General features: G+C 60.7%; 13 protein-coding genes. 3 read left to right on the forward strand and 10 right to left on the reverse strand.

Features of this window, described 5'->3' with window-relative positions; translation table 11 throughout:
- Nucleotides 1-15: 15 nt before the first annotated feature.
- Both CABTHER_RS15455 and bchI read right to left on the reverse strand, forming a co-directional pair.
- Nucleotides 16-870: a 5'-nucleotidase, lipoprotein e(P4) family gene (locus CABTHER_RS15455; RefSeq protein WP_014099259.1), complete on the reverse strand. Its 855-nt coding sequence runs from the start codon at nucleotides 868-870 to the stop codon at nucleotides 16-18.
- Between the two features lie 12 nt (nucleotides 871-882).
- On the reverse strand, nucleotides 883-2055 hold the full coding sequence (gene bchI, locus CABTHER_RS03770; protein ID WP_014099260.1) for a magnesium chelatase ATPase subunit I: 1173 nt from the start codon (nucleotides 2053-2055) through the stop codon (nucleotides 883-885).
- Between the two features lie 33 nt (nucleotides 2056-2088).
- Here bchI and thiE point away from each other — a divergent pair, with 33 nt between their 5' ends.
- Complete coding sequence (gene thiE / locus CABTHER_RS03775) at nucleotides 2089-2805, forward strand: thiamine phosphate synthase (RefSeq protein WP_228374069.1); 717 nt, start codon at nucleotides 2089-2091, stop codon at nucleotides 2803-2805.
- 12 nt (nucleotides 2806-2817) lie between these two features.
- Here thiE and galE read toward each other — a convergent pair whose 3' ends face one another.
- Complete coding sequence (gene galE / locus CABTHER_RS03780) at nucleotides 2818-3810, reverse strand: UDP-glucose 4-epimerase GalE (protein WP_014099262.1); 993 nt, start codon at nucleotides 3808-3810, stop codon at nucleotides 2818-2820.
- Between the two features lie 120 nt (nucleotides 3811-3930).
- Between galE and CABTHER_RS15460 the strand changes: the two genes are divergently transcribed.
- Nucleotides 3931-4413, forward strand: coding sequence for an RNase H family protein (locus CABTHER_RS15460; protein ID WP_014099263.1), 483 nt, complete (start codon nucleotides 3931-3933; stop codon nucleotides 4411-4413).
- A 13-nt stretch (nucleotides 4414-4426) separates the two neighbouring features.
- Complete coding sequence (locus CABTHER_RS03790) at nucleotides 4427-5053, forward strand: histidine phosphatase family protein (protein WP_014099264.1); 627 nt, start codon at nucleotides 4427-4429, stop codon at nucleotides 5051-5053.
- 8 nt (nucleotides 5054-5061) lie between these two features.
- On the opposite strand, the gene CABTHER_RS03795 is transcribed toward CABTHER_RS03790, so the two are convergent.
- From CABTHER_RS03795 to CABTHER_RS03825, 7 genes are all read right to left on the reverse strand, one after another.
- Nucleotides 5062-5919: a phenylalanine 4-monooxygenase gene (locus CABTHER_RS03795; RefSeq protein ID WP_014099265.1), complete on the reverse strand. Its 858-nt coding sequence runs from the start codon at nucleotides 5917-5919 to the stop codon at nucleotides 5062-5064.
- A gap of 262 nt (nucleotides 5920-6181) precedes the next feature.
- Nucleotides 6182-7615 (reverse strand): cytochrome b N-terminal domain-containing protein, encoded by a 1434-nt coding sequence (locus CABTHER_RS03800; protein WP_014099266.1) that lies wholly within the window; start codon nucleotides 7613-7615, stop codon nucleotides 6182-6184.
- 94 nt (nucleotides 7616-7709) lie between these two features.
- Nucleotides 7710-8243 carry a QcrA and Rieske domain-containing protein gene (locus CABTHER_RS15465; RefSeq protein ID WP_014099267.1) on the reverse strand — a complete coding sequence of 178 codons (534 nt, stop codon included), beginning with the start codon at nucleotides 8241-8243 and terminating at the stop codon, nucleotides 7710-7712.
- Nucleotides 8244-8437: 194 nt separating this feature from the next.
- The gene (locus CABTHER_RS03810; protein ID WP_014099268.1) at nucleotides 8438-8623 is read right to left on the reverse strand and encodes a CPXCG motif-containing cysteine-rich protein; all 186 of its coding nucleotides are present in this window, start codon (nucleotides 8621-8623) and stop codon (nucleotides 8438-8440) included.
- A 72-nt stretch (nucleotides 8624-8695) separates the two neighbouring features.
- A complete protein-coding gene (lepB, locus tag CABTHER_RS17205; RefSeq protein ID WP_187288411.1) occupies nucleotides 8696-9331 on the reverse strand; it encodes a signal peptidase I in 636 nt (211 codons plus the stop codon).
- A 560-nt stretch (nucleotides 9332-9891) separates the two neighbouring features.
- Nucleotides 9892-11304: a M16 family metallopeptidase gene (locus tag CABTHER_RS03820; RefSeq protein WP_014099270.1), complete on the reverse strand. Its 1413-nt coding sequence runs from the start codon at nucleotides 11302-11304 to the stop codon at nucleotides 9892-9894.
- 86 nt (nucleotides 11305-11390) lie between these two features.
- On the reverse strand, nucleotides 11391-12779 hold the full coding sequence (locus tag CABTHER_RS03825; protein WP_014099271.1) for an alkaline phosphatase D family protein: 1389 nt from the start codon (nucleotides 12777-12779) through the stop codon (nucleotides 11391-11393).
- Between the last annotated feature and the right edge of the window lie 79 nt (nucleotides 12780-12858).

Raw genomic sequence — 12858 nt, forward strand, 5'->3', positions numbered from 1 at the left:
TGCCAGCCGCGCCGGTCAACGCATCTCTGTGGGGCGCAGAAAACGCCGTGGTTCGCGGCCCAGCGGAACCTGCCACTCGCCATACACGGGATTTGGCAGAATGAACCAGTCCGTTCCGAACCGGTAAGCATGTTGCTCAACCGCCATCCGGCGCTTTGCCAGCGCCTGCCGCCGGGCGTCGTCCGTCGCGTCGGGCGCGAGTTCGGGCGTGACGAAGATTTCCGAAAAGTCACGCAGGTTGTCACCGATGTAGAGCAGGACGCGGTATCGTTCCTCAACGGCCTTGCGGCGGGCGGTTTTGTCGGCCGTATCCGTACGCAGCAGGAGGCGGTCGGCAATGCCTTCCACAGACAGCCCGTTGTGGCGCAGGGCGGCCACCGTCGCTTCCCGGTCGGTACGGTTGGAGATGTACACCACCGTCACGCCAGCGCGTTCGGCTTCCTCAATGAAACCTTTGGCTCCGGGAACAAGGCGTGTTTCTGTAGGAAAATCCCGCTCCCAGCGGTCCCAGAGGGCTTTTTCGTAGGACTTGCTTTCGCGGTCAAGAAACGACTGGAATCCGGCGTTGTCCAGAACGGTTTCATCGAGATCGAGGATGACGGCCGGCGGCCGTTCCGAGGGCGCGAGTGCCGCGAGGCGCTGGCGCAGCCGTTCGCTGGCCCAAGCGTAGGTTTGCAAACAACAGGCGACATACTCCGCTGAGGTTTGCATAAACAGGTTGGCGTCGAGCGTCCGTTCCTGTGGGTTGAGGCGCGGTGCCGCTTCCCGCTGTCCCCACACGGCGGTGCCGGTTGAACCCAGGCCCAGACCCAACAGCAATCCCACCACGAGGGTGATGCCGGTGTGAGCCGTCGGCTTCAGACGTGCCATGATGCTTGCTCCCTACTGCGATTCTTTTTCGAGTTTTTCGAGCGCCCACCGGATTTTTTCGCCGCCGTCCGTGCGGTCCAGCGGGTCCTTGCGCAGTCGGTGGCGAAGAGAGAGCGTCGCCACCGCCCGGATGTCATCGCGCGTGACGTGGGCGCGGCCTTCAAATGCCGCATTTGCCAGAGCGGCATTCAGCAGGGTGATTTCGCCCCGGTGGCCGTCCACATCGAGCGCCACGCAGAGCCGGGCAATGAAGCGCAGGATGTCATCGGGTACGTCCAGCGTATCCAGCCGGTCGCGCGCCTGAACCAGGCGCGTACGGAGGGCCTGCTGGGCTGGTTCATACTCGGCGCGAAACCCGATGGGATCGCGCTCAAAAGCCAGTCGCCGTTTGACGATGGCAATGCGCGTGTCAATGTCGGTAATCGTGCGGATTTCGGCCATAAGGCCAAAGCGGTCAAGAAGCTGCGGGCGCAACTCACCTTCTTCCGGGTTGCCGGAGCCGATGAGCGTGAACCTGGCCGGATGGGCAATCGAAATGCCTTCCCGCTCAACGATGTTGATGCCGCCGGCGGCGGAGTCGAGCAGGACATCCACGAGGTGGTCTTCGAGCAGATTGACTTCGTCAATGTAGAGAAAGCCGCGATTGGCCTTGGCCAGCAGCCCTGGCTCAAAGGCTTTCTGCCCCTGGCTGAGGGCCCGTTCGATGTCGAGTGTGCCGCACAGACGGTCTTCAGTTGCGCCCAGCGGCAGGTCCACCACCGGAACCCGCCCAACCATCGTCGGCAGCTTGGCACGTGGTTTGGCATTGCGGCAGGTGTCACACAACCCGGCCGGTTTGTCGGGAGGGCAGCGGTAGGGACATTCGGCGACGAATTCGATTGGCGGCAGGACATCGGCCAGTGCGCGGATGGACGTGGATTTGGCCGTGCCCCGGTGGCCCAGCACCAGAATGCCCCGAATGTTGGGGTTGACGGCATTCAGCAGCAACGCCCGCTTCATTTCTTCCTGCCCCAGAATGGCCGTGAAGGGAAACACCGGCTGGGCATCCGCCAGCGACTGGGGCGCGGTGGCATCGGATGAAGTCCCTTTTCCGGTTTTGCGCGTGGTTTTGACGTTGGTGGCCCTAGCGGTTTGCGAGGTGCCGGCGCGCGTCGCAGACGCCGCAGATGTGGATGATGAAGCCATTGAGTGCGTATCAGTTGCAGATGGAATCGAGGGTTGCTGTCTCGAACATACCTTGAAAGCAAGGCGAAAAGCGAGATATTGAGCAGCCTGAGTTGGTACAGCCTTCCCCGGATGAAAATGAACGCTGTGTTGTCCTGGACGTTGCCGCCGGTCTATCCCATTACTTCGCCGCAGGTTGGGCTTTCCCTTCGGACGGTGGTCGAAGCGCTCATCGCCGGCGGTGCAACCATGGTGCAGATTCGGGACAAGCAGGCCGCTGCCCGAACGCTCTACGAGGCGGTCTGTGCCGTTATGGAGCTGGCCCGTCCGCGTGGCGTCCGGGTGATTGTCAATGACCGGGTGGATGTGGCCCGGGCTGCGGCGGCCGATGGTGTTCATCTCGGACAGGACGATCTCGATCCGGTGGCAGCCCGCGCCATTCTGGGGCCGACGGCCATCATCGGCTACTCGACGCACAACGTCGCCCAAGCAAGAGCCGCTGACCGCCTGCCCGTGGATTACCTGGCAATCGGGCCGGTTTTCGAGACCCAAACCAAAGAACAGCCCGATCCGGTCGTTGGGCTGGAAGGCGTGCGCGCTGTCCGCGCTGTCACGACGAAACCCCTGGTGGCCATTGGTGGCATCACCGCCGACCGGATAGCGCCTGTCCGGGCCGCCGGAGCCGATGCCGTCGCCCTGATTTCGGCGCTCTACACCGGGCCGGATGACATTGCCGGACGGATGGCCGCGCTGCTTGCCCTGGCGCGCTGATGGCGTCGGCTATCAGGCGGTTTCTTTGGGATAGCCGTCCGGGTGGCGGCTGTGCCACTGCCAGGCCGAGCGGATGATGTCTTCCAAATCCGATTGTGCCGGCCGCCAGCACAGGTAGTCCTGGGCGGCGCGTGGATCGGCCACGAGCTGCGGCGGGTCGCCGGGCCGCCGGGCGCGGATGCGGGTCGGAATGGCGTGGCCGGTGACGCGCCGGGCCGTTTCAATCACTTCCAGCACGGAGTGTCCCCGTCCAGTACCAAGGTTGAGAAAGGCTGAAGGTTGACCATCCGCTAAAGCGTCAAGGGCGGCAATGTGGGCAGCGGCCAGATCGCTGACGTGGATGTAGTCGCGGATGGCCGTGCCATCGGGTGTCGGATAGTCGTTGCCATACACTTCAACGGCTTCGGCCCGCCCGCCGGCAACCCGCAACACATTGGGAATGAGATGGGTTTCCGGTTCGTGGTCTTCACCGTGGATGACTGTTGCGCCGGCGGCGTTGAAGTACCGCAGGGCCACAAACCGCAGGCCATAAGCCCGGTCATAATCGGCCAGAATGCGTTCCACAAACAGCTTCGACCAGCCGTAGGGCGTGATGGGCTGCTGCGGATGGCTTTCGGCCATCGGGATGGATTGCGGCAGGCCGTACGTGGCACAGGTCGAGGAAAAAACAAAGCGCCGGATGCCAGCTTCCAGGAGCGTGTCCAGCAGTATCTGGCACTGGCCAACGTTGTTGTCGTAGTAGCGCGCCGGGTTGGCAACTGACTCCGGGACCAGCGCCAGCGCCGCAAAGTGGATGCACGCCGTGATGTTCTGTTCCCGGATGACCCGGCGAACCAGGTCACGGTCGCCGATGTTGCCGACATAGAGCGGCACCGCTGCCGGAACGGCCGCCCGGTGGCCGCGCGAAAGGTTGTCCAGGATGGCCACCGGACGTTTGGCCCGCTGCAGGTGTTCCACGGTGACGCTGCCGATATACCCGGCGCCGCCGGTGATGAGAATCGTCATAGGGAAGACGAAAGGGTGAGGCCGGAGTGACGCTTTCCTGCGGATGTTGTCACCCGACAGGCTGTCGGCTATCTTGCCGGGCTGTGTCGGGAACGACAAGTTACCGTGTGCATGAAGGTTATGACAACGCTCCCGGAAGTACGCATCGTGTGTGACGGTTCAAGTCTCGGCAACGGACGTGACACGGCTTCAGCCGCTGCCGCGGCACTGCTTGAACACCGGGGGCAGAAAGGGCTGACGCGCAAGTTTGTCGTCGAGTATCTCGGCCCGGCCACGAATCAACAGGCGGAAATCGTGGCGGCCTGCATCGGGCTGGAGGCGCTGCGGCAGCCCTGCCGGGCGGCCGTTGTGACGGATTCGCGCTATGTCGTTGAGACGATGAACGGCCGCTTCCGGCGGCGGGCCAACCACGCGCTGTGGGAGCGGCTCGACCGCGCTGCGGCCGCGCATGAAGTCACCTGGCAGTGGACGCAGGGCCACGCCGGCCACCCGGAGCAGGAAGCCTGTGACCAGGCGGCTCGCCATACAGCCGAACATCGCGGCCGGGATGACGCCTTCCTGAATCGCCTGCTGGCGTCCCTGCCGTCAGCGTCTTCGGCCTGAGCTGGCAACCGAGATGGCGACCCGTCTGTTGCTTTTGCGCCATGGCAAAACCGACAACCCCGAACAACGGTGTTATGGCTGGCGGGATGTTCCGCTGCATCCCGAAGGACACCGGCAAATGGCCCGATGTGCCGCCAGACTGCGCCGGGTGACGCTGGCCGCTGTTGCTGCGAGCGACTTTACACGGGCAATCACCAGTGCCGACTACTTTGCCCGGCCGCGCGGTCTGCCGGTGCAAACCGACCCGGCCCTGCGGGAAATCCATTTCGGGGCCATTGAAGGATTGACGTTCGCCGAGGTCGAAGCCCGCTACCCGGCGACGGCACGGGAGTGGGTCGCCACGCCAGCCACGGTACGCTTTCCCGAAGGCGAGTGCTTTGCCGATGTACAGGCGCGGGTCATCCCGTGGGTCACGTCCTGGCTGTACGACTGGCAGGACAGAACCACGCTTCTCGTCATCCACAGCGGCACAATTCGCGCACTGCTTCAGTGGATGACCGGTTGTGACCCACAGGCGACACTCAGCATCAGGATTGCCTACGGAGATGTCTTTCGGTGTACCCGGACAACCCCGACGGGGAACTGGCAGCTTGAACAGTTGCCGTATGGCGGGACGGACTGGACACCCGTCCCGCTTTGAGCATTTGGTCAGGCTGGCATCAGGCCCTGGGCGGTTGCCCAGGCTTCAAAGGATTGTTCGAGTTCATCGAAGGAAGCAATCTCGAAGAGTTCTTCCTGCATGTGGTGGATTTCGACCGGCGTTTCCGTTATGCGCTCGATGTCGAAGGGAATTTTCCTGACCCGGTCGGAGAGGGCGTGTTCGATTTCCCCCACGGAGGAGCTGATACCGGCCCCGTAGATTTTCGTCAGCCGTGGATCGCGGTCAGCGCCGGCATGCGCCGTGGGGTTGATGAGACCGAATTCGACTGTGTACCAGTAAATCCGTCCCAGCCTGACCGTATCGGCTTCGTCCCGCGCGTTAATTCCGGCCTCGCCAAATTTGCGGAAAAACGAAGCAAAACGCGGGTTGGTAATCATCGGCAGGTGCCCCATCAGATCGTGGAACATGTCGGGCGCCGGCGTGTATTCGAGTTCGGTTGGATGGCGCAGGAAGTCCGTGCAGGGAAAGAGCTTCTGGGCCAGCAGCAGGAAAAACGTCGCTTCTGGAACGTAGCCTTCCACCCGAATGCACTGCCATCCGGTGCAGGCGCGGAGGCGTTCGCTCAAATCCGCCAGCCGTGGCACCCGTTCCCGTTCATACTGGAGCTTTTCACGCCCGATGAGATACTCCTCGCACACCCGTCCCTGAATGGCGGCCAACTGGCGGTCGTAGAGCATGCGCCACGTCTCGTGCTGAATCGGCGCATAGATTGGCGGTTGGATGTCGCGGCCAATGGTGCCTTCAGGCGATGGGCTGGGCGCAATGGGTGGCGATGGCTTGGCTTTGAAGACGCCTTCCGTGGAGAGCTTTTTTGGAAGAGGTCGAAGGGCTACCGCGGCAGACATAACAGCTCTCCTCCTGACAGGATGTGCGACTTGGGGACGCTGACCCGAAGTTAGTGGATCGGCCGGGCCAGACCAACGGCCATCTCGGACAAGTTGCCCCAACCAATCTTTATCGCTGCACGCCAGCTGAAGTGCCGGATTTTTGGCTGAGCCATAGCCTGTTGCTGTGCGCCAGGGATTTGCCGGCTTTCTGAAAAGCATCAAAAAAACGTGCCTGCCGCTTCGGCAGGCACGTCCATTGAGAACCATACAGTCAGGAAGGTTACTTGAGCGTGTGAATCCAGTCGGCAATGGCAACCCGGTCGGCAGCCGAAACCTGGGGCATAGGCGGCATCTTGGAGGCACCATAGGCCGATGGATTTTCAATCAGCCCGGCAATCTCTTCCTTGCTGCGTCCGGGTTTTTTCGCCACACCGACGAGTTTGGGTCCGGCCGGCCCACCTTCGCCCTGTTCACCGTGGCAGACGGCGCAGTTTTTCACAAAGGCTTCCGGTGCTGGAGCGACCGCAACCGCCGCTTTCCGGCTGATGTCCTTCGGCTCAAAGGGTTCCTTGAGGAAACGGGCGCCTTCTTCTTCCTGCGCCTTGAGCTGGGCAGCGAAATTCTGCTCATCATCCCGCTTGGCCAGCAGGTGCAGGGTGCCCATGGCGACGAGCAGCCCAATCGTGCCCAGCATGACGAAGGGACGCTTGAGCGGATGCCGTTCCGGGTTGCGGTCAAGGAACGGCAGGAAGGTAATGATGGCCATCACAATGCCGGGAATGACCAGTGAGCCGATGATCGCCGTCGAACCGGGGAAGTATTTCAGAAGCTGGAACAGAAACAGGAAGTACCACTCCGGTCGGGCAACATACTGGGTCTGGGACGGGTCGGCTTTGGGTTCAAGTGGGGCCAGGGTCGTCAGGGACAGATAAGCCAGGATGGCGAACACCACCAGCGAAAAGACGGCATCCTTGAAGACCTGTCCGGGCCAGAAGGGTTCAACCTTGAACATGGCTTCCTGCTCGGTCATGTTGAAGGGCCCGGCCGGCTGTGCTTTGCGGAACAGGTAGAGATGCGCCGCGATACCACCAGCCATCAGCGCCGGCAGCAGAAAGACGTGAACCATGAAAAAGCGCGAAATGGTGATGGTGCCCATCTCGGTGCCACCAATGATGATGCGCTTGATGGTATCCCCGATAATGGGAACTTCACTGGCGATTCCAACCGTGACTACCGTCCCGTAGTACGCTTTCATATCCCACGGGAGCAGGTAGCCGGAAAGTGAAAACGCCAGGACGAGTTGCAGCAACCCGGCCCCGACCAGCCAGAGCAGTTCACGTTTCTGTTTGTAAGCACCCCAGATGACAATCTGGAGAATGTGCAGCACCACCATGATGACCATGGCGCTGGAGCCATAGTGGTGCATACCGCGCATGAAAGCCCCAAAGGGAACTTCCTTCATGATGTACTCGACCGATTTGTGCGCATCTTCAGCACTCGGTACGTAGTACATCGCCAGAAAAACACCGGTAATGGATTGCAGGGCAAAAATGAACAGGAGCGCACTGCCAAAGGCGTAGGCGTATTTCGTCCCACCTGGAATCGGCTCATCAAGCAACTCATGCATGATTTCGCTGATTCCGGCGCGCTCATCAATCCAATCGTAGATTTTTCCCAACGTACCGTTTGACTGTGGAATTGCCGGAGAAGCCATAGTTGGAAAACCTTTCTTGTCTCCTGTAGTGAGCAACAGATGCCGATGCGTGGGGGCTATCGCCGGCTGAAGTCTTCAGGAATACTGTGTGTCTTCACGAAAAGACCTCTTTGGTCGGAAGCAGGTTTTTGAACTTCTGGAAAACGATCTGAAGTTTGCCATCCGTAACGCGGTATTCGAGCGTGTCCAACCCACGCGCCGAAGCCGAACCAGGTTTTCTCTCACCGTTGATATCAAAGGCGCTGTTGTGACAGGGGCAAAAATACTCGTTCCGTTCGGGAATCCAGTTGACTTTGCAGCCCAGATGCGGGCAGGTCGCCGTAAAGGTCAGAAATTCATTGCCCCGCTTCACAACCCAGATGGTTTCGTCCGAAGAGGACTTCACCCATCCATCACGAATTTCAATGGTAATCTTTTTGGCAGTTGGCTTACCTTCTTCAAAATCGGCAACTGAACCGAGGTCAATCCAGTTTTTGTCTTCACCGCCTTCGCCGGTTTTGAGTGCGTTTCCGACAGCAAATTGAAAAATCGGATAGGCCAGTGCGCCACCAATGCCGGCACCGATCACAATGGAGCCAAGCCCCATAAACAGACGTTTGGTTTTGTCCACTTCGGACAGTTCAGACATAGAGACTCCTTGCTCGTGAAGCCGGAATTCAAGAGATCATTGTTCCAGAAAGCATGTGCCGGGGAAGAAGCTGCCACGCCTGTGGAGGGGTTACCGGCGCCAGTATAGTGAGAGGTAAAATCAGCATGTGTAAGTAAGCTTACAGTGTGTAAGGCTTTTACCCAAGTTTTCCCCGCCCGGAGACAAACCGGAGATCAGCCTGCTTCCGCAAAGACACAGACCGTTTCGCCGTCGGGTTCAAGGGTGACATAAAGCACGTTTGGCTGACAGCAAACTGTACAATCCTCGATGTATTGCTGCCGGCGGCCACCGCTCCAGTCGGGAAAGGTGACGTTGGGTTCACCACAGTAAGCACAAGTGTAGGTGGCAGTATCCTGCATGCGCGCCGGATTCCCTGTGAAGTGATGTGAAGTTGTGGGGGGCTGTTCTCCGGGTTTGCTGCGCGCCGCCGTTCACTCCGCCGGTGGGAGTTCCATCCGGTCTTCCATCCGTTGCAGACGGCGGAGCGGTTCGAGGAGGGTTGGCTCATCCTCGATGAAGCCCATCTCGCTTACCGGCCAGTAACGATAGACGGCCTTGCCATAGATGTACATTTCCGGGACAAGTCCCCAGTTGCGACTGTCGTTGCTGGCATCGCGGTTATCGCCCATCACGAAGTAGTGGTGGGGTTCAACGACCCACGTCCGGGGCGGGCTGACAATCGTCGTGTAGTCACTCGACAGATAACCTTCCGGCACGAGCTTGCCGTTGATGTAGAGCTTGCCGTTGGCCAGGGTGACTTCATCGCCGGGCAGGCCGATCACGCGCTTGATAAAGCTTTCCTGGGGATTTTTGGGGTAGTAGAACACGACAATGTCGCCACGCTCGATTTTGGAAAAGTTGTAGATAAAGCGGTTGACAAACAGCCGTTCCCCCTCACGCAGGCGTGGCAACATACTTGTGCCTTTGACATAGACCGGCTGAATGACAAAAAGCCCGATGAGCAGCGCGATAACAAGCGCCAGAAGCACGTCCCGTCCAATGCTCAACCCTTCCCGAACCCAGTGTTTCCAGGCTGGCGGTGGCCCGGTGAACGTCGAAATGACCACGCCAGCTTCGTCGCCGAGTCCGGAACCGGATGACGACCCTTGGCTGTCCACCGTCCACAGTGGTCGAAAGACAGGTTGTGACCAGGTATCCGCCTGAGAGGCCGCTATGGCCTCACTGGTCAGGCACGGTGTGGCAGTTTCCTGTTCAGTCCCTTCCCCTCCGTCTTGAGCGAGGGGCGTTTCTGGGGCCTGCGCCAAAGGTTCAGAGCAGGTTTCTGTAGCGACAGCATCCGGTAGAGCAGTTTCCGGTTGCGGGAGCTGGCCTGTGTCCAGAGCAGCCGCTGACGTCGTCGCTTCACTGTTCACGGCTGCTTCGACTTCAGACCCGAATGAGCTGATTGGTGCCGTTTCATTCCAAGGGCTATCCGCAGCCCGCATCCCCGAAGATGCTTCTGCTGCCCTGTAGTCAGAAAACGGGTATTCGGGGAGCCGATGGTTGGAGAACTGATCATTGTGGAAATCGTCGTGCATCATCATCCGCTCTGCCTCATCCTGAGGTACGCAGGTCAAGCCGAGGGGGCAAGACGTAACATTCTTGAGCCTACTCTAGCACGCATTGGTCACGGCTGGATGGTTTCGACGGTTCCAAATTTGGCCAGGGTGGCCTGTAACGAAGCCGCCCCGCCATAAACGACAATCAATCGCCCCCGCCCCAGCATCTCACGCGCCAGTGCGTGGCAGTCTGCCGGCGTTACGGCTGCCACGCGGTTGAGCACCTCGGCTTCGGCCGTCGGGCTGCGGCCGTAGGTTTCCAGTTGCGCGAGGCGCCGTGCCAGATCGCGGTTGTTGGGTACGCGGTCACGGTATGCTGCTGCCACAGCGGCCTGTGCCGCACGAACATCGGTCTCACCCGGTGGCGCATCCCGTAACTCACCAAGAAGCTGGAGTACCCGTTCGAGCTGTGCCGGGGCCGTTTCCGGGGTGCATACCCCGCTGAGCATCCACGGGCTGTCCGGGAGCCGGCGGTGGGAGAGCATCAGTTGCCAGGGCTGACAGCGGCGCTTGAGCAACTCCGTCAGCACCAGCCACGTGGCGCGGGTCTCAGCCGTGGCTTCAGGTAGAATTCCGCCCAGCCGAAGGTGAATCGGCCCGCTGGCAGGTCCGGTCTGAGGTTGGTGTACCAGGCGAAGCTGCTCTGGAGGGTTAGGCGGCAGGAAGGTGGCCGGTGCCGGCTTGCCCTTTGCCCAACCGCCAAAGGCACGGCGCGTGACACTGCGTACCTGGGAGGCGGTGATGTCGCCGACAATGATGACGGCCGCATTGTTGGGGAGCCAGTGCCGACGGTAAAAGTCAGCCACATCGGCCGGCGTAATTGCGGCGAGGCTCTCTGGCGTCCCCAGCAGGTTGTGATGGTAGGGGTGGGCCTCATAGAGGGTCTGGAAAAACAGCGCATCCGCCGCAGCTTCCTCGGTTTGTGCCGCACGGGCGGCTGTGATGGCCGCTTCCTGAAAGGGCTTGAAGCGGGCTTCGGCAAAATCGCGCCGGGCCAGGTCAGGCATTGTCACCAGCCGTCCCAGCAGATCAATCAGGGGCGCTGCCTGGCGTGCGGGGCCAGTCACCAGGAGGCAGGTTTGGTCCCAGTCCACATCAACTTCAAGCTGGGCTTCGGCTTCTTCCAGTTCAAGCCGAACCCGTTCGGCGTCGTAGCCGCCGCCTCCGCTACGGATGCACTCGGCCGTCAGGCGGGCCAGTCCTGCTTTACCCACCCGGTCAAACGTCGCGCCTACCTTGATGACGACCGCGACGGCGACGGAGGTCGAGCCGGGACGTTCCACCACCAGGATGGGCAGCCCGGTCAGCAGGGTGTCCCGTTGAACCGGGGGAAGGTCACTGTCCGGCGGGGCTTCCGGCTTCAGGACGGTTGGCTGTGCTTGTGCGTTGGCCACAGGGTTCCCGGGCATTCCAACCAACAGCAGCCAGCCGGTGAGAAACCATAGTATCCAGCGGCGGGAACGCATTGGCGCAAAAGACATGGCTGGTAAATGACGACGGAAACCAATAGGAAAATGTCGGCGGCACTGCCGCAACGGACTATCGTAGCCGAACGTCGCCTTTCAATCTACCGTTCTGATTCTTCCGATGGACGTGGAAAGCGCAACTCGCTGATGGGAATTTCCCGCTTCCACTGCTCATCGCCGTTCTCGTCAAAGCAGCGCATGGTGAGCAGCCGGTTGGCGCGTGGGCCGGAAAACTCCAGAATGCCGAAGTTGTGCTTCTCAACGAGTGTCCCCGGCACCCGGCAGGGGTTGTCCTGCTCGGCTTTGGAGAGCTTGGCCACACCGGCGGTCAGGGAACTCGATGTGAAGTCGTAGAGCGGATAGAGATTCGGTTCCAGGCGCCGGTTGAGTTCGGCCAGGTGGCGATCTCCCGAAATGAAGACGACACCGGGGATTTTCTCCGAACGGATGAAATCGAATATCCGGGACTGTTCAACCTTGAACCGGCCGAAGCACTCCCAGGGAGAAACAGGGTTGAGCACCTGTCCGCCGCTGGCGACCACCTTGAACGTGGCCTCGCTGGAACGCAATGACTCCAGCAGCCAGCCGAGTTGCTCCGGCCCCAACATGGTTTTGTCTGGTGCGTCGTCGGGCAGGTGATTGGGCATCCGGTGGTAACGCCCGTCGAGCATGAAGAACTCAACATCAGCCCAGTCAAACCGGAAAAAGCAGCCCGGCGTTTCTGGTGTGCCGTGGGTCGGGTTACACCAGTAGTCCCGGAAAATGCGCAGGGCCGTATCCCGACGGCGGAACGTGCGATCCGAATCATTCGGCCCGTAGTCGTGGTCATCCCAGATGGCGTAGTGGTGAACAGCCGCCCACAGCGGTTGGAGTTCCGCCTGGGCGCGGGTGTGGGCATAGCGATACCGCATCCCGGCTTCTGTCTGGTAGTCCGCTTCGCGGTAGTAGCAGTTGTCGCCGAGCCACAGCATCAGGTCCGGCTTCTGAGCCAGGATGGCGGAAAATACCTTGGGCGAATCGCCATAGGGTCGCCCCGGACGGTCAAAGGGCGGGTCATTGACGTAGTGGCACGAACCAAAAGCCACTTTGAAGGGCGGTGGCTCCGTCCGCCATTTCCACATCGGCTGGGTTTGAAAGGTCATCGGATAGGGCCGCTCAATGCGCGCTCCATCCACATAAACTTCGTAGTCATAGCGTGTGCCAAAGGTCAGCCCGGAAAGGGTGAATTTGGCGATGCCGTCTCCGGCGTGGGTTGTGCGGTATTCCTCACTGAGCCGGGTCGTCTCCGGCTTGCCCTGCACCCAATAGCGTACCTGGACGCGGGCCGGCCGCCGGGTTTGCAGCCAGATCATCGTTTCGGTCATTTCGCTGTAACCAACCAGCGGACCGGAAAGCAGGGCATCCGTCTCTGCCCCTTCCGTCTGTAGCCGCAGGAGGGACCAGGCCACCGGGGAAAAGGCCAGGTGGCTGAGAAAGGAACGTCGCTTCACAGGGAGAAGTCCTCACACGTGGAATCACACGACACGCCTGGCTGCGGTGAAATACGACAGGGAAGGCACGCGGCATGTC

Origin of the sequence: Chloracidobacterium thermophilum B (genome assembly GCF_000226295.1) — a bacterium.
Classification (GTDB): Bacteria; Acidobacteriota; Blastocatellia; order Chloracidobacteriales; family Chloracidobacteriaceae; genus Chloracidobacterium; species Chloracidobacterium thermophilum.

Excerpts from the sequence above, each read along its gene's own strand:
- CABTHER_RS15455 (WP_014099259.1), bottom strand. The coding sequence starts at position 870 with ATGGCACGTCTGAAGCCGACGGCTCACACCGGCATCACCCTCGTGGTG.
- bchI (WP_014099260.1), bottom strand. The coding sequence starts at position 2,055 with ATGGCTTCATCATCCACATCTGCGGCGTCTGCGACGCGCGCCGGCACC.
- galE (WP_014099262.1), bottom strand. The coding sequence starts at position 3,810 with ATGACGATTCTCATCACCGGCGGCGCCGGGTATATCGGCAGCGTCACC.
- CABTHER_RS15460 (WP_014099263.1), top strand. The coding sequence starts at position 3,931 with ATGACAACGCTCCCGGAAGTACGCATCGTGTGTGACGGTTCAAGTCTC.
- CABTHER_RS03790 (WP_014099264.1), top strand. The coding sequence starts at position 4,427 with ATGGCGACCCGTCTGTTGCTTTTGCGCCATGGCAAAACCGACAACCCC.
- CABTHER_RS03795 (WP_014099265.1), bottom strand. The coding sequence starts at position 5,919 with ATGTCTGCCGCGGTAGCCCTTCGACCTCTTCCAAAAAAGCTCTCCACG.
- CABTHER_RS03800 (WP_014099266.1), bottom strand. The coding sequence starts at position 7,615 with ATGGCTTCTCCGGCAATTCCACAGTCAAACGGTACGTTGGGAAAAATC.
- CABTHER_RS15465 (WP_014099267.1), bottom strand. The coding sequence starts at position 8,243 with ATGTCTGAACTGTCCGAAGTGGACAAAACCAAACGTCTGTTTATGGGG.
- CABTHER_RS03810 (WP_014099268.1), bottom strand. The coding sequence starts at position 8,623 with ATGCAGGATACTGCCACCTACACTTGTGCTTACTGTGGTGAACCCAAC.
- CABTHER_RS03820 (WP_014099270.1), bottom strand. The coding sequence starts at position 11,304 with ATGTCTTTTGCGCCAATGCGTTCCCGCCGCTGGATACTATGGTTTCTC.